The sequence below is a fragment of the Angelakisella massiliensis genome (genome assembly GCF_900104675.1).
Taxonomy (GTDB): Bacteria; Bacillota; Clostridia; order Oscillospirales; family Ruminococcaceae; genus Angelakisella; species Angelakisella massiliensis.
Genome location: NZ_LT629945.1, coordinates 810,652 through 829,754, shown reverse-complemented (window position 1 = coordinate 829,754; position 19,103 = coordinate 810,652). Strand labels below are relative to the sequence as shown.

Annotated in this window: 18 protein-coding genes; 5 read left to right on the top strand and 13 right to left on the bottom strand. The window is 58.4% G+C overall.

Translation table 11 applies throughout. The features are described from left to right. Positions 1–485 precede the first annotated feature (485 nt). The 11 genes from BQ5383_RS09220 to BQ5383_RS09175 form a co-directional block, all read right to left on the bottom strand. A complete protein-coding gene (locus tag BQ5383_RS09220) occupies positions 486–1,709 on the bottom strand; it encodes an alginate O-acetyltransferase AlgX-related protein (RefSeq protein WP_071431352.1) in 1,224 nt (407 codons plus the stop codon). A gap of 155 nt (positions 1,710–1,864) precedes the next feature. Continuing rightward, positions 1,865–3,190 carry an MBOAT family O-acyltransferase gene (locus BQ5383_RS09215; protein WP_071431350.1) on the bottom strand — a complete coding sequence of 442 codons (1,326 nt, stop codon included), beginning with the start codon at positions 3,188–3,190 and terminating at the stop codon, positions 1,865–1,867. Positions 3,191–3,230: 40 nt separating this feature from the next. After that, a complete protein-coding gene (locus BQ5383_RS09210) occupies positions 3,231–3,692 on the bottom strand; it encodes a hypothetical protein (protein ID WP_071431348.1) in 462 nt (153 codons plus the stop codon). 9 nt (positions 3,693–3,701) lie between these two features. Then, positions 3,702–3,869 carry a chorismate--pyruvate lyase gene (locus BQ5383_RS20740; protein ID WP_139193395.1) on the bottom strand — a complete coding sequence of 56 codons (168 nt, stop codon included), beginning with the start codon at positions 3,867–3,869 and terminating at the stop codon, positions 3,702–3,704. Between the two features lies 1 nt (position 3,870). Further along, entirely contained in the window at positions 3,871–4,476 is a 606-nt protein-coding gene (locus BQ5383_RS09205) for a ribonuclease M5 (protein WP_071431346.1), read from the bottom strand. Then, complete coding sequence (holA, locus tag BQ5383_RS09200) at positions 4,473–5,531, bottom strand: DNA polymerase III subunit delta (protein WP_071431344.1); 1,059 nt, start codon at positions 5,529–5,531, stop codon at positions 4,473–4,475. The genes BQ5383_RS09205 and holA overlap by 4 nt, the downstream gene beginning before the upstream one ends. A gap of 82 nt (positions 5,532–5,613) precedes the next feature. Then, the gene (locus tag BQ5383_RS09195; protein WP_071431342.1) at positions 5,614–7,662 is read right to left on the bottom strand and encodes a ComEC/Rec2 family competence protein; all 2,049 of its coding nucleotides are present in this window, start codon (positions 7,660–7,662) and stop codon (positions 5,614–5,616) included. Positions 7,663–7,706: 44 nt separating this feature from the next. Further along, complete coding sequence (locus BQ5383_RS09190; protein WP_071431340.1) at positions 7,707–8,045, bottom strand: histidine triad nucleotide-binding protein; 339 nt, start codon at positions 8,043–8,045, stop codon at positions 7,707–7,709. A 49-nt stretch (positions 8,046–8,094) separates the two neighbouring features. After that, positions 8,095–8,409 carry a rhodanese-like domain-containing protein gene (locus BQ5383_RS09185; RefSeq protein ID WP_071431339.1) on the bottom strand — a complete coding sequence of 105 codons (315 nt, stop codon included), beginning with the start codon at positions 8,407–8,409 and terminating at the stop codon, positions 8,095–8,097. 68 nt (positions 8,410–8,477) lie between these two features. Continuing rightward, positions 8,478–8,690, bottom strand: a complete 213-nt coding sequence (locus BQ5383_RS09180; RefSeq protein WP_071431337.1) for a DUF896 domain-containing protein — start codon at positions 8,688–8,690, stop codon at positions 8,478–8,480. A gap of 140 nt (positions 8,691–8,830) precedes the next feature. Then, positions 8,831–9,028: a DUF1858 domain-containing protein gene (locus BQ5383_RS09175; protein ID WP_071431334.1), complete on the bottom strand. Its 198-nt coding sequence runs from the start codon at positions 9,026–9,028 to the stop codon at positions 8,831–8,833. A gap of 578 nt (positions 9,029–9,606) precedes the next feature. Here BQ5383_RS09175 and BQ5383_RS09165 point away from each other — a divergent pair. The 3 genes from BQ5383_RS09165 to BQ5383_RS09150 all read left to right on the top strand — a co-directional run bounded on the left by BQ5383_RS09165 (position 9,607) and on the right by BQ5383_RS09150 (position 13,959). Continuing rightward, complete coding sequence (locus BQ5383_RS09165) at positions 9,607–11,226, top strand: CTP synthase (RefSeq protein ID WP_071431331.1); 1,620 nt, start codon at positions 9,607–9,609, stop codon at positions 11,224–11,226. Positions 11,227–11,578: 352 nt separating this feature from the next. Beyond that, the gene (locus BQ5383_RS09155) at positions 11,579–11,950 is read left to right on the top strand and encodes a BlaI/MecI/CopY family transcriptional regulator (protein ID WP_071431327.1); all 372 of its coding nucleotides are present in this window, start codon (positions 11,579–11,581) and stop codon (positions 11,948–11,950) included. Further along, the gene (locus BQ5383_RS09150) at positions 11,947–13,959 is read left to right on the top strand and encodes a M23/M56 family metallopeptidase (protein WP_071431325.1); all 2,013 of its coding nucleotides are present in this window, start codon (positions 11,947–11,949) and stop codon (positions 13,957–13,959) included. The genes BQ5383_RS09155 and BQ5383_RS09150 overlap by 4 nt, the downstream gene beginning before the upstream one ends. 112 nt (positions 13,960–14,071) lie before the next feature. Here the strand turns inward: BQ5383_RS09150 and BQ5383_RS09145 are convergent, their stop codons facing one another. Continuing rightward, the gene (locus tag BQ5383_RS09145) at positions 14,072–14,344 is read right to left on the bottom strand and encodes a hypothetical protein (protein WP_071431323.1); all 273 of its coding nucleotides are present in this window, start codon (positions 14,342–14,344) and stop codon (positions 14,072–14,074) included. A 169-nt stretch (positions 14,345–14,513) separates the two neighbouring features. Here BQ5383_RS09145 and BQ5383_RS09140 point away from each other — a divergent pair, with 169 nt between their 5' ends. Together BQ5383_RS09140 and ppk1 are read left to right on the top strand one after the other, a co-directional pair. After that, positions 14,514–15,416, top strand: coding sequence for a Ppx/GppA phosphatase family protein (locus BQ5383_RS09140; RefSeq protein ID WP_071431322.1), 903 nt, complete (start codon positions 14,514–14,516; stop codon positions 15,414–15,416). Next, positions 15,386–17,500: a polyphosphate kinase 1 gene (gene ppk1, locus BQ5383_RS09135; protein WP_235821963.1), complete on the top strand. Its 2,115-nt coding sequence runs from the start codon at positions 15,386–15,388 to the stop codon at positions 17,498–17,500. The genes BQ5383_RS09140 and ppk1 overlap by 31 nt, the downstream gene beginning before the upstream one ends. A gap of 242 nt (positions 17,501–17,742) precedes the next feature. Here the strand turns inward: ppk1 and BQ5383_RS09130 are convergent, their stop codons facing one another. Continuing rightward, complete coding sequence (locus BQ5383_RS09130) at positions 17,743–19,074, bottom strand: serpin family protein (RefSeq protein WP_071431317.1); 1,332 nt, start codon at positions 19,072–19,074, stop codon at positions 17,743–17,745. Between the last annotated feature and the right edge of the window lie 29 nt (positions 19,075–19,103).

The following is a 19,103-nucleotide window of genomic DNA, read 5'->3' as shown; positions in this document are numbered from 1 at the left end:
ATTTCATTGGCAGGTTTGAAGTGTTGGGGAGACCCGGCTGGAAGATGATTTCTGCCTTCCTTGGAGGCGGCTGATGCTGTTTTCCGTTCTGAACAGGTTTATGGGTAGGGCCGGAGGAATTTCCTCCGGCCTGAGCGTGTCGAACTTTTTCGACACGCTTCCAGGGGGTATCCCATACCCCCTGGATACGCCGCAGGTTCCTGACGAAACCAGCGGCGATACCCCCGGTTTCGCGCCCCGGTGGGCGCGGGTCGTGGTATAAAAATCAGGCGCATGTCCTGATTTTTATGATTTTGAATTTTGCTTACGCTTTGAAATAGATTTTTCGACAGAATGAGGGCCGGAGGAATTTCCTCCGGCCCCAATTATCGTTTCTTATGGAGTTTGTTTTGATGCTTGCTACAAAATGTTCAGCCCAAAAGCCCCCTGAAAAAGCAGGCGCTGCGCTCCCTTCTTCCCAAGGATGGAAGGCGACGTACTGATTTTTACTGGGTGGCTGTGGAACCGATGGAAGAGGCTCTGTAGGGCTCCGAAGTATTGAGATAAGTGTCCAAGCTGTAGGAAAACAATACCTGGTCATAATCCTCCGGATTCAGGGCCCGTACCTCGCTGTCGGTGAGCAGGGAGGTGTCGGCAAAGGTGATGGTTTGGTAATGGATAGCCAGGAAGGGAAGATAGCTGAGGGTAGTGCGGTCCCCCAGCACCAGCAGGCTGCCTTTGGCGCCGCTGCCCAGGGTGGTGATGGTGATTTTGGGAGAAAGGCCGCCCAGAATGCCATTGATCTCCTCGCCCTGAACCACTGCCTCAGTGGGATAGAGGCTGTAATAGGTGCGGTTTTCATACCGCAGCCAGTGATCCACCTGCCAGGCCCGGGGCTGGGAAATATAACGCCAGGCCATAATGGTATCGGGCTTGACCCCGCCATATCCCCATTGGTCGTAGAGGGGACCGTAATATCCTTCTCCCAGATTGTCCAGAGCGAAGTCCTCAGGCGTTTTGGGGGTCAGCCCCAGACGCTTGGCCAATGTCTGGTAGACCACAAAGCCTCCCTCGGTGGTGAGATTGTCATCGGTGCGGTAATACAGATATCGGTCTCTGGCATCGTACAGAGGGGTGTACACATCCACTCCTGTGGCAAGCCCTGCAAAAGCCTTGGTGGTTTCCTCAATGAAAAGCTTCTGATTGGTCTTTTCAATGGGAGCGTAATCCGGCACCTGGTCCTGATAAATAACACAGGCAGTGGGAATGAGCACCAGAGCACAGGGGGTCTTGGTGGTCTGGACAAATTCCAGCAGAGACTGGGTGTTTTTCTGATAAATACTGGTATCCGTAGTGGCGGAGAAGTTTTTGATCAAACCGTCATTTGCCAGAAAAATACCGTTTATCTCCCGGTTTCCCCCCATCAGCCGCAGCTGGAGAGACAGATTTTGCAGAGATTGGCGGATGGACAGGTTCTCTTTGAAATATTGGGTCATTTGCTCCGCCAGGCGTACGGGATGGCCTATGGTGGCCAGAGTGGACAACCCCAGTTCCGGGGGCGCGCCCACCAGGGTGGTGATGGAAATGGCCAGGATAATGGCGATAAAGGTGAGGGGAAGCAGGCTTTTTTTCGTGGGTAATCCCTCCTTGAGCTGGGATGAAAGGCCCCAGAGACTGTAGTGACGAATACTTGGAACAGGTACCCTGTCCCAGGTGAAAGATGAAAGCAAGAAGCCTTTCCCTCAAAGAAAAAGGTTCTTATTGTAAGCAAAGGAAAAGGGGGAACGATTCCGGCGCTCCCTGAGAGATGCGCTCCAAGCAGGCTTGCTCCTCCGGCTTTCCGGGGGGCCAACCGGCTTTCTTTCAGCCCTAGCGGGGATGCATCTTACAGAAAAGCCAGCACAGCCACAAACAGGCACAGATTCACCGCCAGGGAGGTAATCTGGCTCACCAGCAGCCACCGGGCCTGAAGGCGTTTGCCCTGACGGCTGATAAAGCCGCTGCAGAACACCACGCACAGCACTAGCAGCAGCCAGTTGCTGGTCAGCAGATACAGCACCTGATTATCCCACAGCCGGGAGGTGCCCAGACCCACCATGGTTTTGAGGTAAAACAGTGCCTGACTGATGGAGCCGCTGCTGTAGATGGCAAAGGAAAACACCACTGCCACGAAGGTATACAGCCAGCGGACCAGGGACGGAAGACGATGGAGGACCTTTTCCCCATACAAAGTTTCCAGCACGATGAAGAAGCCCAGTACACCGCCCCAGGCGAGGTAATTGATGTTGATGCCGTACCACAGGCCCATGAGGATGGTAATGAGGAGGATATTCAGGGTGGTGGACAGCTTGCCGTTATCTTCAGCGGACAGAGCGCCGTAGACATACTTGCGCACAAAGCGGTTGGCGGAGATGTTGAAGCGGGAGAAGAAGTCGGTCACCGAATCCGCCTGAAGGGGATAGTGGAAGTTTTCCGGCAGTTCCATGCCGAACAGAGCGCCCACTCCCCGGGCCATATCGCTGAACCCGGAAAGAGTGTAATAGGTGGCCAGCAGATGGCAGATCACCAGCAGCCATACACCGAAGACGGTTTTTTCCTGATAGGGGATGTCCTTGAACTGTGTGCCCAAAGCCAATACCCCGTCTGCCAGGATCACCTTTTTGGCCAGACCATGACAGAGCCAGATAAACCCTTGCCCCATCAGGCTCAAAGAGGGCCGCAGGGTCCCCAGCTGTCCCCGGAACTGGTTGGCGGAGATGATGGGGCCCACATACAGCTTGCCGAAAAAGCAGCAGAACAATCCATAGTCATAAAAGGAAGTGATGGGATCGGTTTCCCCATTATACAGGTCCACCAGGTATCCCAGGGAAGTAAAGCAGTAGACCGTTACCCCCAGGGGCATTTCCATCAGGTCCAGCTGGCTGATGGAGGAAAGAGTGACAAAAAGCAGGATGTTTTTTGCCGCGCCCACAGTGACCGCCGCTTTTCCCCAGCGGCTTCCCTTGCCGCAGAGGAAGATGGGGCGGGCCAGAAGGAAGTCGATGCCCACGCTCACCGCCATGATTCCCAATCCAACGGGGCTGGTCATGGCGTAGAAGAAAGCGGAGGCTACAAACAGTACAAATACCCGGAAGCGGCGGGGGACCAGACAGAAAACAAGGCCGGTCACCGGCAGAAAGAAGAAGAGAAAGGGCAGGCTGAAAACGTCCATCACACCGCCTCCTTTCCTTTGGAATGATAAAGTGGCCGGTTCATCTGCGTTTGAAGCGGTATCCCAGCCAGAAAACAAGGAGCTGCAGCCCCAATGTCACAGGATAGCCGATGAGATTATGGGAAAAGATGGGCCATACATACCGGTGCAGCAGCAGGCCGCTGAAATATTGGGCGGTAAACTGCCCCTGGACCAGCTGGGCCACCACCGGCATCCGGTAAAGGAAGGTGTTCTGCAGAGAAAAACTCAACAGCACCGACAGCACAAAGGCGATGGTACATACGATCCCCGGCAGATTGGCCAGCAGCAGGCTGCGCCCGGTCCCTTTCATCCGATGGCGCCAGAAGCCTCCCGCCCAGTACCACACTGACAACAGCAGCAAGCCCTCCACCATCTCCACCGCGCCCAGGTAGGCGTCAGAGAAAATAACGTTCCCCTGAGGCAGCAGCCATCCGGCAGCACAGGGCAGCAGGGCCAACAGGAATAATTGCAATCCCTTCATTCTTTCGCCTCACTCCAGCTCATAGGAAAGGTCCTCCCAGCGCAGCCGGGAACCCTCGGTCACAGCATCCGGCAGCAGAGCCAGCGCCACGGGATTTTCTCCGCCGCTGCCGTCGGCGGGCACCAATATGGCGTAGTCTCCATCCAGACGGGCAACGATATAATGAACGATCTCCATGTTATGTTTCCTCCAGTTGTTGTTTGACCCGGGCCACCGCCTGGGCCAGTTCCTCACGGGTCACCACCCGGGACAGCACCCCGCACAGGGCGTTGGCGCTGATGGCCCCCGGCAGCCCCAGCTCCCGCTGCACCAGACGGCGCAGGGTGCTGCTGTCCGGTCCCCCGGAAAGCCCCAGAGCGAACAGATCCTGCTTGGTGATGGGCTCCCGGACCGGGGGAGCATTGCCATCCTCCAGGGCTCCCGCCTGTTCCAGGGCGCGGCGGAGCACCTCTTCCGGCATTCCCTCCACCCCCAGAGTGCCTTCCGCCGAGGGAGCGGCCTTGCGCCGTTCCTTTCCCAGGATCTCCGGGATGTATACCTGAATGATCCGCTCCGGCGGGATGGCCCCCGACAGATATCCCCGGATGCGGAATCCCGCCCGGTCGCTGTCAGTAAGGAGCACCACCTTTCCCGCCGCTGCCAGACGGCGGATGAGGGTCAGCTTGTCCTTATCCCGGAAGATCCGGAATCCCTCTGTGGTGATGATTTCCCCTTCCACCATGCCCCGAAGCTTCATTTTATCATATTTGCCCTCTACAATCACAGGGTATTTCAGACGGATCATCGTTTCCCCTCCCGGTCCAGCACCATGAAAATGCGGGTGATGACCGTCTCCAGCTCAGTGACGGCGTCCACTCCGGTTTCCTTGAGATGGACGTCCTCCTCTGCCAGCAGCGTCACCACCGCTCCCAGAGTGTCCAGGGAAAAGCGCCGCTGATTTTCCAGCGCCCGCTGATACCGGAAGGCGCTTCCGCCGAAATAACCCAGCTCCTTCTGCGCCTGGGCAGTGGGAATCCCCGCCCGCTTGGCTACAGCCGCCCGGTACAGGTCCGCAAAGCCCATGGAGAGGATAAACAGGATGGAAACAGGGCTTTCCCGCTGGAACAGCAGGTCCTCCACCACCGCCATGGCCCCCTCCCGGTCCCGCCGGAGAATCTTGTCCGTCAGATCAAAGGCTCTGGCCTCGGTCACCGGTTCCACCAGCAGCTTCACCGTGTCCTGTGTGATGGTCTCCCGGCCCCGGTAGGCCGCCAGCTTCTCCGTCTCGTTGAGGGCCCGGACCGTATCGCCGCCGCAGTATTCCGCCAGCAGCGCCGCTGCCTCCCGGTCCATGGAGGCCCCCAGCTTGGCCGCCTGGGAGAGGACCAGCCGGGCCACATCCCCCTGACTGGGCTTGGGAAAGGAGCACACCAGCCCGATCTTGTCACACAGCTGCCGCAGCTTTGAGCCCCAGCCGCTTTTTTTCTTCAGATCCAGGGGCACGGTGCGTACCGTGATGATCAGCGCCGTGGATTCCGGCGGCTCCTGGAGCAGCCGCCACAGCCGGTCCATCTCCTCGGCGGATTGCTGGGTCAGATCCAGGTCGTCCAGCACCACCGCCCGGCTTTCCGCCATAAAAGGGGTGGAGACCGCCGAATCCACCGCCCGGGCCATATCCACCTTCCGACGGCCGTCAGCGGTGTAGAGATTGAAATCAGGGAAAGCGGTGACCGCCATCTTGATCAGCTTGTCCCGCTGCCGCTGGATCTGATATCCGTCGTCACCGTACAGCAGTGCCGCCAGAGGCAGTCCGTGCTCCCTGCACCAGCCCTCCAGCTGCCGGTCCCCTGCCAGTTCCATGGCGTTCCCCTCCTTTTCCTCTGTTTGAGATACAAAACCACTGTCTGAGCGGCCGGATTTTGGTCCGCCGGCGCTGTTTGCCTCAGCCGCTGCCGGCCAGTACCCACCGCACTCCCATGGAACGGGGCAGGCTGATCATTCCCGGACGCAGCCAAAGCCGCCCCTCCCGGTCTGAAACCAGAGCGCCCTCCTGGGTGCCGCCCAAAAGCAGGTCGAAATCCATTATAGCATAACCGCCCCAACATTTCAGCACTTTTGTTTGACCGATCCTTACTTCCACCAAATCTCCGTCAAACCGCTCCACCGATACCCCGCCCACCGGCAAAGCCTGTTTGCCCAGCTCCACTGTACGCAGGGAGGCGGGCATCAGCCGCTTTACCCGGGAAAGGTCCTCCTCCGGGGCTGCCAGACACCGGGGACTGATGGTGTGGGAGGCTTCCAGAAGCAGGTCCGGTCCGCCCCGGCCGCAGATCAGCACGTCGGGATGGACAACGCCGGCGCTCAGCAGCTCCTCTTCCAGCTGCCGCAGCTGCCAAAGTTCGCCCGCGCCGCTGATGACCACCTGCCGCTGTCCCCAGCGCAGCAAGAGGGAACTGCTGCCGGAGAGGGCAAGCAGCTGCACCTGATTTTCAAAGACGATGGAGAGTGCTCCCTGAGTCAGCAGCAGAACCACTGTCAGTATCACCAGCAGCCGACGTTTCACCAGTCGCGGTACCGGCAGCAGGGGAGTAAAGATCAGCGCTCCCAACAACCCCAGAAGGAGGAACCTTCCCGGCCAGACCGTGGACAGGGTGCATCCCGGCAGCCGGCACCAGATTTTGGCCAGGATGAGAATTCCCTCCCCGCAAAGGGAGGCAAGGTCCAGCAGCAAAGCCCCTGCACCCGCCAGAGGCGTTGCCAGCAGAAAGATTCCCGCCCCGCCCAGGGCCATGGACAGATACACCAGCGGCAGTATCAGCAGGTTCAAAGGAGCTGACAGCAGGGGAACTGTGCCGAAGCGGAGCGCCAGAACAGGAGCGGCGGAAATCTGTGCCGCCATGAGCATACCCATACAGCCGCAGAAGCTTCTGCAAAGGGCAGGACATCTGCCGCCCAGCAGACGAACCAGCCCATCCTCCCACAGGCCCCGGAAAAGGCGGCTGAAAGCAAAGATCCCTGCAGTGGCGCAGAAGGAAAGCTGCACACCGGCGTCGGTAATGAGGGCCGGGGAAAAGGTAATCAGCAGCAGAGCGGAGAGACACAGGGAGGTCCACGGGTCGCTCCGCCGGTTGAGGCATCCCGCCAGTACCGTCATCAGACCCAGTATGCCGGCCCGCATGGCCGCGGCGCCGTATCCTGCCAGGGAAAGGACCAGGAAGACCAGCCCCAGACACAGAAGGAGCCGCAGTCCCCGTTTGAGCCTGGACCGGGGCGCTTTCATCGCCGTCCATCCCAGAACCAGGGACATATGAAAGCCTGAAACAGACAGCAGATGGCTGATGCCCGCCTGTTCCATGGCTCTGCGGTCCTCATCCGGGAGCTCTTCATCGGCGGAAAAGAGCAGGCCGGTCACCACATGGGTGCCGCTGCCGGAGCTGTGAAGACGGGCTTTGTGCAGCAGCTGTTCCCGCACCGAGGCCATATGGGCCAGGGGGCTTGGCCACTGAGGATTTTCCGCTTCGGGCGCCTCCACAGGGAGCGCGGAGAGCACCCATCCGCCGGTAAAGAAGAAATCCTGGGTATCTTCCCTGGCGCCGGTGATGTGAATGGTTGCCCGCAGCCAGTCTCCAGGCAGAAAATCCTGGCTTGCGGCATCCAGCCACACCCCGTAACAGCCGCCATTGGAAAGCTTTACCCGGATCAGCAGCCGGGAAGGGTTCCAGGGACTGACACGGCAGACATACCCCACCACGGTCTGCTGCTGGCCTTCCAGCTTTTGAAGCTGCTCCAGCTGCCGGTCCACCAATGCCATACGGCCAAGGGCCGCGGCTGACGCTGCCAGCAGTACACAGCCCACACGACGGTTCCGCGGATGGATCAGCCCCGCGCCGGCCACCGCCGCCAACAGGGGCGCGACTGCTCCGGGACAGACAAAAGCGACCGCTATGGTGGTGAGAAAACCTGCACCAAACACACATAGCGGCCGCTTCATGGATGATCTCTCCTGTTCGGCTTGGAATAGGTGAAAGACCGGTGTCAACCGGGGGGCCAGGCTAAAGTACGGCCGCCCAGGACATGAAAGTGAAGATGTCCCACCGTCTGTCCGCCGTCCTCGCCGCAGTTGTTGACCACACGGTAGCCCTTATCCAGGCCCAGCTGGGCGGTCAATTTGGCGATGACAGAAAAGATATGACCTACCACAGCGCAGTTTTGGTCATTGAGCTTGTCGGTACCGGAGATATGCTCCCGGGGCACCACCAGAAAGTGGACCGGCGCCTGGGGAGACAGATCATAAAAAGCCACGCAAAGGTCGTCTTCATACAGCTTGTTGGAGGGGATTTCCCCCGCGGCGATCTTGCAGAAAATACAATCCATTCTGCTTCCTCCTTTCCGGGTCGGCTGAGACCCTGTTTCCGACTTTATTTTACTCCATTGGGGAGGATTTGTCCATCCCGCCGTTTTCTTCCTCTTCTTCCGCCCCCGGCAGCGGCAGACCGCCCAGATCGGTTACCTGGGTATATCCCAGCTGGCGCAGCCGCAAAACCGCCGGAGCGCTTCTGGAACCGGTATGACAGAATACACCGATGGGGGCGTTCCGGTCCGGCAGAAGAAGGCGAACGGTGTCCTCCTGAATGTCGAAACAGTCCAGACGGATGCTTCCCGGCAGGGTGCCCGCCTCATATTCCTCCTGAGAACGGACATCCACCAGAATCATCCCCTGAAAGCTTTTGTGTTCCATGGCGTCACCTCCTTCCCTTATCCTATTCCGGCATGGAAAGAGGGGACACGAAGGAGCCCCGGAACAAATCAGGACAGGGGCACCTGACGGCGCAGAGGAGTTTTGTTGCCCTTCTCGTCCACGATGCAGGTGTTGTCCAGGGTGCGGATCAGATCCGCCCGGATTTCATCCAGATATTCCCGCCGAAGCGCCTGCTGCTCCTCCTTTTCCTCGGGGGTGAGGCCCTCAGCCTTGGACTTTCGGGCCAGAGCGTTGATACGCTGGATCTTTTCGTCAGTCATAGCCTTCTCCTTTCTGTGTTTCCAATGAATCAGGGGATGGGATTAGGAAAAACAGGCCCCATCCCCGGAGGAATGAGAGCCTGCCTCATGCGATGATATTGCGCATCGCAGACGTTTAAAATGAATCTCCGCCGGAAAACTTATTCCGCGACAGCGGCGTTGAGAGCCTCCATCAGCGCGGGGATATCCATGCCGTGAGCGGCAGCGCCCTGCTCGATGGTCTCAAAGTGGGCGGCGGCGCAGCCCAGGCAGCCCATGCCGAAATTGCGGAACACCTGAACGGTCTGCGGATACTGGTTGACAACTTCCATAATGCCCATTTCCTTGGTGATGGTCATAGAATAAACTTCCTTTCTGTGTCCCCGGAAAGCCGGGATTTTTGGAGGGGAAAATTTTTCGTTCTCAGTATAGTACGAAGGCGGTTTTTTGTCAATTTATTGGGAAAAACAAGAAGGACCTGGGGTTGACTTGAAGGGAGCGGATGCAGCACCGACGGCAGTCCGGCCGCCCCAGGCTCCCGGACTATCAGCATTCCCCCAAAAAGAAGAAGTTTTCATAAAGCGTGCAGATGTCTTCCCCAAAAAGCGGGAACCTTTTTTCCTCCCGGAAGCCATGGGCCGGATGCCGCCCAAAAGGGCCAATCTCCTTTTTTCATCGGGATAAAGTTTCCCTTGACAGTTTCCGGCGGGGGCCGTATAATGTTCCCCGTGAGCAAAGGCGTTCACCAGGAGGAAAGCGGTTTCCGCACCCCCTGGTGGGCGCTTCTCTTTTTATGCTTTCGGGGAATGCTTTGGGGACTTCTCCCCCAATAAAAGACACTGTTTACTAAAAAAAGACCGTTTTCCCCCGGCCCCCGGTTATAGGGGAACAAAATGGGGAAAAGACCCTTTGACAGGTGCAGAAAGGATGATGGATGATGGCAGTACCACAAACAGTCAAGTACATTTTTGTTACCGGCGGCGTTGTCTCCGGTCTGGGCAAGGGAATCACCGCCGCTTCCCTGGGGCGGCTGCTGAAGTGCCGGGGCCTGAAGGTCACCGCCCAGAAGCTGGACCCCTATATCAATGTGGACCCCGGGACCATGAGCCCTTATCAGCACGGAGAGGTATTCGTCACCGATGACGGGGCCGAAACAGATCTGGATCTGGGCCATTATGAGCGGTTCATCGACGAGGACCTGAACCGTTATTCCAACCTCACCACCGGCAAGGTTTACTGGAACGTTCTCAACAAGGAGCGTCGGGGAGAGTATCTGGGCTCCACCGTTCAGGTGATCCCCCACATCACCGATGAGATCAAGCGCTTTATCTACGCCGTGGGACAAAAGTCCGACGCCGATGTGATCATTACCGAGATCGGCGGCACCACCGGCGATATTGAAAGCCAGCCCTTCCTGGAGGCCATCCGCCAGGTGGCACTGGAGCAGGGAAGAGAGAACTGCCTGTTCATTCATGTCACTTTGGTGCCCTTCATTTCCGGTTCCGGAGAGCACAAAACCAAGCCTACCCAGCATTCCGTCAAGGAGCTTCAGGGAATGGGCATCTCCCCGGATATCATCGTCTGCCGCTGCGACCGTCCCATGGAGCCGGAGGTCCAGCGGAAGATTTCCCTGTTCTGCAATGTCCCCGCCGACTGTGTCATCCAGAACCTCACCCTGCCGGTACTGTATCAGGCGCCCATCATGCTGGAACAGCAGCACCTGTCGGATATCGTCTGCCGCCGTCTGGGCCTGACGCCCCCTCCCGCCGACCTGGAGGAATGGCAGCAGATGCTCCGGAGAATGGAGCATCAGGACCGCCAGGTGGAGATCGCCCTGGTGGGCAAGTATGTTCAGCTTCACGACGCCTATCTCTCGGTGGCCGAGGCCCTGCGCCATGGAGGCTGGGAGAACGGCACGGCAGTGAAGATCCGCTGGGTGGATTCGGAGCCCCTCACCAGGGAAACCATTGCCGCCGCCCTGGAGGGCTGTGACGGCATCATCATCCCCGGCGGATTCGGGGACCGGGGCGTGGAGGGAATGATCCTGGCGGGACAGTACGCCAGGGAAAAAGACATCCCCTGCTTTGGCATCTGCCTGGGAATGCAGACGGCGGTCATTGGCTTTGCCCGGGACCGCCTGGGGCTGGCGGAGGCCAATTCCAGTGAATTTGATCCCCAGGGGCCCCATTCGGTCATCGACCTGATGCCCGATCAGCAGGGAAACCTGCCCAAAGGCGGCACCATGCGCCTGGGGGCGTACCCCTGTGTGCTCACCCCCGGCACCCGTTTGGCGGAAGCTTATGGCTGTGGAGAGATCTCCGAGCGGCACCGCCACCGGTATGAGTTCAACAACCGTTATCGCCAGGCGATGGAGGAAGAGGGACTGACCATTGCGGGCCTTTCTCCTGACGGCCGGCTGGTGGAGGCGGTGGAGGACCCTTCCTGCCGCTTCTTCGTGGGCGTGCAGTATCACCCCGAGTTCAAGAGCCGCCCCAACCGGGCTCATCCCTTGTTCCGGGCCTTTATCGCCGCCTCCATGGAAAAGGGACGCAGATAACAGGGAGGAGAGGATAGGGAAACGCTCCATCGGCAGGCATCTTGCTGTTTTCTCGGGTGCTTTGGGAAACCCGGGGAATTCCTGGGTTCCATTCCGCCTTGCAGCTGCTGACAAGGGCGGTTTCGTTCCTTTTCAATATCGTTGTGATCATTGGCAGTGGGAGAGAAGATCAGCTTTCCCACTGCTTTTTTTCCGGCAAAACAGCCCTGAAAATGGTCTTAAAAATAAAATTTGCTGTGAACATTCCATGAAAAAGGGAGCCAAAGGTTGACAGAAGCTTTTACATCATGTAGAATGATGATCGTTGACTTCACTACATGATGTAGAATGCACTCGCTGGAGGTTTACAGCAATGAAAATATCCCAGTCTGAAATGAAGATCATGCGGCTGATCTGGAACAGCACCGAGCCCCTGACGGCGGCACAGCTGATGGAGCAGCTGCCCCAGGAAGGCTGGAAACCCACCACCTTGCTCACCTTCCTTTCCCGTCTGGAGGAAAAGGGCTTTGTTACCATCTCCAAACGGCGGCGGCAGAATACCTATTCTGCCCGTGTGACGGAGCAGCAGTATAAAACCATGGAGACCCGCGCCTTTCTGGAACAGATCCACGGCGGTTCCACCGCCAGCCTGCTGTCCGCGCTCTGTGACGCTCAACCCCTCACTCCTGAGGAGGCCCAGGAGCTGCGCCGGTGGTTCGACCAACAGGGAGGAGAGGAAAAATGACCGAACTGTTTGCCGCTCTGCTGGCCATGACATTGTCCGGCACTTTGGCGGCATTAACGGCCTTCGCACTGAAGAAAGCGGCGGGAGACCGGCTTTCCCCCGCCTTTGGCTGCTACATTTGGCTGCCGGTACTGCTGTTGTTTCTGCTGCCGGCGGCAATGCCCCTGCCGGATATTTTGAGATTGCCTCTGGACAGGATCCTGGTTGCCGCGGGCTCTCAGGCCCAGCAAACGGTTCCCGCGCTGGTGGAAGGGGCGCAGACAGCCTCCTCTGTTCTGGCTGATCCCCAGCCTGCACAGAAGCTGATTTTTTCCGCCATGCTGCCACGTTCCAGACAGCTTCAGCTGGCGGCCGCCATGCCGCTGCTGGTGCTGTGGGCAGGGGGCGCTGTGTTTTTCGCCCTGGTGCGGGGGATGGATTACCGCCGGATCAGAAACTACCTGGCGGAGCACTCTTCCCTTTGCGGCAAGCGGGCTCAGGGATTGTTTGACCGGGCAGCGGAAACCGCCGGTCTTTCCGGCAAGGTGAAGCTGCGCCTTTGTCCCGGCGTGGGCACGCCGCTGGTCATCGGTTTTCTCAGACCGGTGATCTACCTGCCCCATGAGGATTTTTCCCGGGCTCAGCTGGAGCTGATTTTCGCCCATGAGCTGACCCATCTTCAGTATAAGGACCACTGGTTCAAGGCGCTGGCCCTTGTGGTCAACAGTTTCCAGTGGTGGAATCCGGTGGTATACCGTGTGTCCAGGGATCTGGACTATGCCTGTGAAATCTGCTGTGACCGCCGGGTGGTCAGCTCCATGGATGCCAAGCGCCGCAGAAGTTATGGACATATGCTGTTGGAGCTGGCCGCCGGAGAAACAGCGGGGGAGACCGCTTTCACCGCTGGTTTTGCCATGGATCGCCGGGATCTTCAGCGCCGTTTGCGGCTGGTGCTTCACAGCGCGGCGGTGGGAAAAGGCAAGCAGGTACTGGCGGTGGCCCTGTCTCTGGGGGTCACGGTGATCGGCCTGACACTGACGGCGGTTCTGGCCCCTGCCCGGACAGCGGCAACTGAAGGCGCGGTCCAGAGCGCGTGGGCTCCCCCCGAGGAGTATTTCCAGCAGCTGGAGCAGCAGTCCCAGTCGGAGGACCTTCAGCTTCGTTCCCGGGTGTTGTCGGCGGTGGATGACCGTACTGTGGATGGCAAGGAGCAGCTGGCCGAGGAGCAGGAAGCGCTGGAAGCCCTGGGTATGACGGAAGCGGACGAGACCGCCCAGGAGCCTGAGGGCGATGAGACGGAAGAGACTGAGCAGGCAGAAGAAATGCAGGATCAGCCTGTGGAAGAAACGCCTCAGCCGGAAGAAGAGCAGCCCCAGGAGCAGCCTGTCCAGGTTCCGGAGCAGTCTCAGCAGGAGACCGTTTCCGCAGAGCAGGAGCAGCCTTCTGTGGATCAGCCTCAGGAGCAGCAGCCGGAGGATGCCGGACAGGACCCCCAACAGGAGCAGGAAGCTGCTTTGCCGGAGGAGGAACAGACGTCCTCTCAGCAGGAGCAGGCAGTGCCTCAGTCCGCTCAGGCGCCCGAGGAACCGGACCAGCAGGAACCTGAGGAACCGGAGGAGGAAGAACCGGAGGAATATATTCCCGACGACGATTTTGACGGCGACTTTATCTGGCCTGTGGACGGCGGATACATCTACTGCGGCTATTGGGGCTACTATGGTCACACCGGTGTGGACATTACCGCGGATATAGGCACCGATATTTACGCGGCGGCAGATGGTGTGGTCACCTATGCCCAGCCTGCCTCTGTGTGGCCTTACGGCAAAAATGTGATTATCGATCATGGGGGCGGCTATCAGACCCGCTATGCCCATTGCAGCAGCGTTTTGGTGGAAGAAGGCCAGCAGGTTTCCCAAGGCGAGGTGATCGCTTTGGTGGGACGTACCGGCAATGCCACCGGTCCCCATTGCCATTTTGAAGTGATCTATCAGGGTGCTTATCAGAACCCCAGCAATTACATTGGATATTGATTTTTATAAAAGCCCCGGCTTCGATGAAAGCCGGGGCTCTTTCTGTCGAAAAACCTATTTCAACGCACAAGCAAAATTCAAAATCATAAAAATCAGGACATGCGCCTGATTTTTATACCACGACCCGCGCCCACCAGGGCGCGAAACCGGGGGTATCGCCGCTGGTTTCGTCAGGAACCTGCGGCGTATCCAGGGGGTATTGGATACCCCCTGGAAGCGTGTCGAACTTTTTCGACACGCTCAGCCCCGGCTTCCATGAAAGCCGGGGCTTTTTCGCATCCAAATCCAGAGGGCTCAAATCCTCCCGGTTGCCGTTCTGGTGGACGCAGATGGTCATTTTTATGATGCCGGATTTTGATTGCTTTTGAAATATTTTTTTGCACAATGAGACCGCCTTCCCTGGCGGCCTTTTTTCGCTCAGGCGCCCAAATGATGCAGAATTTTACTGAAATTTGACAGCAGCAGGATGTTTTCCCACCGAAGGAATAGCCTAAAATAACACTGATTGTAAAACTGCGTGATACCAGCTTGAAAATGGAAAGGAACGAAAAGGATTGAAAATAGCGCTGACCGATTTGGGCTCCAATACAGTGCGGATGTCCGTTTACGATGTGGATGAGGAAAAAAAGTTTCAGATGCTTTTTTCAGAAAAGCAGATGGCGGGCCTTGCCAGCTACATTGACAAGGGCCTGCTGTCCGCCGAGGGCATCGACAAAGCCTGCCAGGTGCTCCAGGGCTTTCAGTGGCTGCTGCGGCAGTTTGACATGACCGAAATGAAGGTTTTCGCCACAGCTTCCCTGCGAAATATTGACAACACCGCGGAGGCGGTGGCCGCCATCCGGGATCGTACCGGCCTGGAAGTGGATGTTATTTCCGGTGAAACCGAGGCCCGGCTGGACTATTATGGAGCGATGCTGGACAGCGGTATCCGGGATGGTTCCATGTTCGACATCGGCGGCGGCTCCACTGAGATCGTATCGGTGCGCCAGGGGATCATCCAATCGGCCCAAAGCCTGCCGGTGGGGTCCCTGAACCTGTTCAACCGCTTTGTCACCCGTATCTGGCCCGGACGCAGAGAGATGGAGAAGATGGAACGGTACATCCGCAAAAATCTGGATAGGGCCTCTCTGCCGGAAAAAGCGGATCAGGTCTGCGGCATCGGCGGTACCGCCCGTGCGGTGCTGAAAATTGCCAACGCCCATTTTGGAAAAGAGGCGGACAACCGGACACTCACCGGAAAAGAGCTGCGGGAAACGGTGAAGATCCTTACCGACAGGGAGAGTGAAGCCCGGCGGCTGATCCTCAAATGCTGCCCTGACCGGGCACACACCATCCTGCCCGGGGCGATGATGATGGAGAATGTCTGTGACAAGCTGTGTGCCGGGGGCCTGTATATCAGCAAGTATGGCGTAAGGGAGGGATATTTGTGCCACAAACTGCTTCAGGATGGGACTTGAGCTATACCCAGAACCGGGAACTGAGCTGGCTGAAATTCAATGCCAGGGTACTGGAGGAGGCCTCTGACCCCACGGTGCCGCTGATGGAGCGGCTGCGGTTTGTATCCATCTTCACCAGCAATCTGGATGAATTCTTTATGGTACGGGTGGGAAGCCTGCTGGACCTGGACGCCGTGATGCCCCAGAAGCGGGACAACAAAAGCGGCAAAACCCCACGGCAGCAGCTGGACCTGATTTTTGAGGCGGTGCGTCCCCTGGTACGCCACCGGGACGCTGTCTACCGCCAGGTGATGGCGGAGCTCCAGGACAAGGGTGTGGCCGATGTGGCCTACAATCAGCTGTCCAAGGAAGAGAAGCAGTTTGTGCTGGACTACTACAAGGACCGGATCTTCCCCCTCCTTTCCCCTCAGATCATCGACCGGAACCACCCCTTTCCCCATCTGCGCAACAAGGCCCTTTATGCCGCCGCCCTGCTCCAAAGCCAGGACAGGGATCTGCTGGGGATCGTGGGGGTGCCCTATCCCATCCCGCCCATTCTGCTGCTTCCCGGGCAAAATGGGCGCTACATCCGCACCGAGGAGCTGCTGCTGGCTCAGGTGCACAAGATATTCAAGATCTACCGGGTGGTGGAGCAGTGCGTGGTGTCGGTCACCCGCAACGCGGATATCAATTACATGGACAGATATGAAGAGGACGACAGCGCCCCGGATTTCCGCAACCAGATGACCCAGCTGCTGCGCCAGCGGGAACGGCTGGCCCCTGTCCGTCTGGAGATGCAGGGGGATACGCCCCAGCTGCGCAAGCTGTTGCAGAAAATGCTCCGGCTGCCGGACAGCCAGGTGTATCACGGGCTGTGTCCTCTCAGCCTGGGCTATGCCTATCAGCTGAACGATTGTGACAAAAGCCTCTATAACAGTCCCTTCACCCCTTGCTGGCCGGAATATCTCAGCGATCAGCTGCCGATGTGGAAGCAGGTCCGCCAGCGGGATGTGCTGCTGTTTTATCCCTATCACACCATGCAGCCGTTTCTGAATCTGCTGCGGGAATCCGCCGCCGATCCCCGGGTGGTGTCCATCCAGATGACCATTTACCGCCTGGCCAGAAACTCCATGGTGGTCAAACACCTGTGCGCCGCCGCGGAGAACGGCAAAAATGTTACGGTGCTGGTGGAGCTGCGGGCCCGGTTTGATGAAAAGAACAACATTGAATGGGCCAGGGAACTGGAGGAAGCCGGATGCCATGTTCTTTACGGGGCGGAAAATTATAAATGCCATTCCAAAATCTGTCTCATCACCCGCCAGGAAAAGAACGGACAGCTCAGCCACATTACCCAGATCGGCACCGGAAACTACAATGAAAAGACCTCCGGACTTTACACCGATCTGAGCATTATGACCATGGACCCGGAGATTGCCCGGGACGCGGTTGCCTTCTTCCAGAATATGCTCATCGGCAATCTCTCCGGCAGCTATGAGAAGCTGCTGGTGGCTCCCATATCCATGAAATCCACCTTGATGCGCCTTATTGACGGGGAGATCGCCCGGGGCCGCCAGGGGCATATCATCATCAAGGTCAACTCCATCACCGAACGGGAGCTGATCGACAAGCTTTCCCAGGCGTCTCAGGCCGGGGTGAAAATCGAACTGATCGTCCGGGGCATCTGCTGCCTGGTGCCCGGGGTCCCCGGCAAAACCGAAAATATCACCGTCACCAGCATCGTGGGACGTTTTCTGGAGCATTCCAGGGTCTATTGCTTCGGGGATGGTGAGCTGCGGCAGCTGTTCATTTCCTCCGCCGACATCATGACCCGCAACCAGACCCGCCGGGTGGAGATCGCCCTGCCGGTGAAAAGCCCCGAGCTGCGCCGGTGGCTGAGCCACTACCTGGATGTGCTGCTCAGCGACAACGTCAAGGCCAGACGGCTGCTGGCCAGCGGGGAATATATCACCGTCACCCCTGTGGACAGTCAGCTGCGTATTTCTTCCCAGCAGTATTTTATGGAGCATCCTCCTGAGCTGGAGGCCACCAAACTTCCCAGAAAAACTTTGTGGACCCTGATTCGCCGGCGGATGACGGGGGCATGAACTCCCTTCAAAAAGTAAAGGGGCAGCCTTGGCCCCAGCCCATCGGGAGGTGAAACCGGGGTGTTGCCGCTGGTTTGAGCATCAACCGGCTTCGTATCCAGGTAGCATCCGGTATCCCCTGGAAGCGTATGAAACTTTTCAGCACACACAACAATAAAGAGGGCGGGACCTTTTAGGAAGGTCCCGCCCTCTTTGCTGGGAATGCCGAGAAAAGAAGAAAACCACAGTTTGGCCTGGCTGCGTCATGCGGTGGGGTCGCTGACGATGCCGGTGAAAAGCTGTACGCCGTTGTCACTGTTGATGGCAAAGATAAAGGGGCGATCCAGCCGGATGGTCACCTGCTCCAGGGGCAGGGGCGCGGACATGGCGTTAATGCCGATGGAGGTATAAGCGGCGGCTTCCGCTCCGTTTTCGTCCACCGCCACATGGGTCCCCTGCTGGATGCTGGATACATACGCCGATTGCTCCAGCATTCCGCTCAGGTCCGCCTGATCCCCGAAAATATCGGTGACGCCCATGGCCTTCATGGCCTCCACCAGGTCCAGCGTGGTATCAAAGGAAAACTTGGGACAGGCCAGGGTGACATCCGCCGGCTGATCCATCTCTGCTGAGAACAGCTGCGCCGCTACATCGGGATTTCCCAGCAGATCGGAGGGGGAAACGCCTTCATCCGGCAGAATGAGGATCATTTGGCTGCCGCCCGCGAAGGGCAGAGCGGTTTTGATATAGCCCTCCCCTTTGGCGTAGCTGTGGCCGGTAAAAACGCCGTTGAGAAAATCTGCCTGTACCTGACGGCCATCACCCGTGGTAAAGGTTTCGGTGGTGGTGGCTTGAGCCGCGAAAGGCTCCCGCCAGGAATCCTTGAAATACAGGGTGTTGATAATAGCCAGCAGCTGGTCGGGATCGGTGCTCAGATCAGGTTTCAGCAGGCCGTTGGTTTGGTCGGAGATCCACTGGCTCATCTGCGCCGCCACATCCCCGCTGGAAAAGTCCACCTCCCGGCTGGCGGCGTAAAACTCCTCCGCTGCCAGATCGGCGTATTCCTCCTTGAGCAGGGCGTCCTGGTCCACCCACAGGGAGTTGGCCAGCTTCAGCCCGCCGTTTTCGTCCTCCCGCCACAGATACCGCAGCAGCGTACCGTTCTGCTGCGCCAGCCACTGGATATCCTGTCCTTCCATCCCCAGGGCGGAAAGCAGCTGGGCCTGGGAGTCACCCCCGGTTCCGGCGGTCAGCATAGACAGGGCCATGGACAGGCTCAGGGGAGAGTAGCAGACGTTTCCTTCCTCTCCGGACAGGATGATCCCGGCGGAACGGGCGGAAAAATCCGAGAGCCCCGCCAAAAAGGCGTCATCCGCCTGGTTTTGTTCCCGCTGATTGGCTCGTCCCTCGTAATCATCCGCTGCCAGGGCGGTGGGGTAAACAGGGTCACGGGAAATCATCTGCCGGGTCTGGGAGACAGAGGACGGTTCCTGCACAGAGCCGGAGGCGGAATGCCCTGCGGGGGCGCAGCCCACTGCTCCGGCCAGCATGGCCCCGGTGAGGGTGAGGGCCAGAAAATGTTTGAAGGTGGTCATGATAACTTCTCCTTTCCAGGACGGCGGGC

Excerpts from the sequence above, each read along its gene's own strand:
- BQ5383_RS09180 (WP_071431337.1), bottom strand. The coding sequence starts at position 8,690 with ATGACTGACGAAAAGATCCAGCGTATCAACGCTCTGGCCCGAAAGTCC.
- BQ5383_RS09130 (WP_071431317.1), bottom strand. The coding sequence starts at position 19,074 with ATGACCACCTTCAAACATTTTCTGGCCCTCACCCTCACCGGGGCCATG.
- holA (WP_071431344.1), bottom strand. The coding sequence starts at position 5,531 with ATGGAACTGGCAGGGGACCGGCAGCTGGAGGGCTGGTGCAGGGAGCAC.
- BQ5383_RS09210 (WP_071431348.1), bottom strand. The coding sequence starts at position 3,692 with ATGAAGGGATTGCAATTATTCCTGTTGGCCCTGCTGCCCTGTGCTGCC.
- BQ5383_RS09190 (WP_071431340.1), bottom strand. The coding sequence starts at position 8,045 with ATGGATTGTATTTTCTGCAAGATCGCCGCGGGGGAAATCCCCTCCAAC.
- BQ5383_RS20740 (WP_139193395.1), bottom strand. The coding sequence starts at position 3,869 with ATGGAGATCGTTCATTATATCGTTGCCCGTCTGGATGGAGACTACGCC.
- BQ5383_RS09215 (WP_071431350.1), bottom strand. The coding sequence starts at position 3,190 with ATGGACGTTTTCAGCCTGCCCTTTCTCTTCTTCTTTCTGCCGGTGACC.
- BQ5383_RS09205 (WP_071431346.1), bottom strand. The coding sequence starts at position 4,476 with ATGATCCGTCTGAAATACCCTGTGATTGTAGAGGGCAAATATGATAAA.
- BQ5383_RS09175 (WP_071431334.1), bottom strand. The coding sequence starts at position 9,028 with ATGACCATCACCAAGGAAATGGGCATTATGGAAGTTGTCAACCAGTAT.
- BQ5383_RS09150 (WP_071431325.1), top strand. The coding sequence starts at position 11,947 with ATGACCGAACTGTTTGCCGCTCTGCTGGCCATGACATTGTCCGGCACT.
- BQ5383_RS09195 (WP_071431342.1), bottom strand. The coding sequence starts at position 7,662 with ATGAAGCGGCCGCTATGTGTGTTTGGTGCAGGTTTTCTCACCACCATA.
- BQ5383_RS09155 (WP_071431327.1), top strand. The coding sequence starts at position 11,579 with ATGAAAATATCCCAGTCTGAAATGAAGATCATGCGGCTGATCTGGAAC.
- BQ5383_RS09165 (WP_071431331.1), top strand. The coding sequence starts at position 9,607 with ATGGCAGTACCACAAACAGTCAAGTACATTTTTGTTACCGGCGGCGTT.
- BQ5383_RS09185 (WP_071431339.1), bottom strand. The coding sequence starts at position 8,409 with ATGGAACACAAAAGCTTTCAGGGGATGATTCTGGTGGATGTCCGTTCT.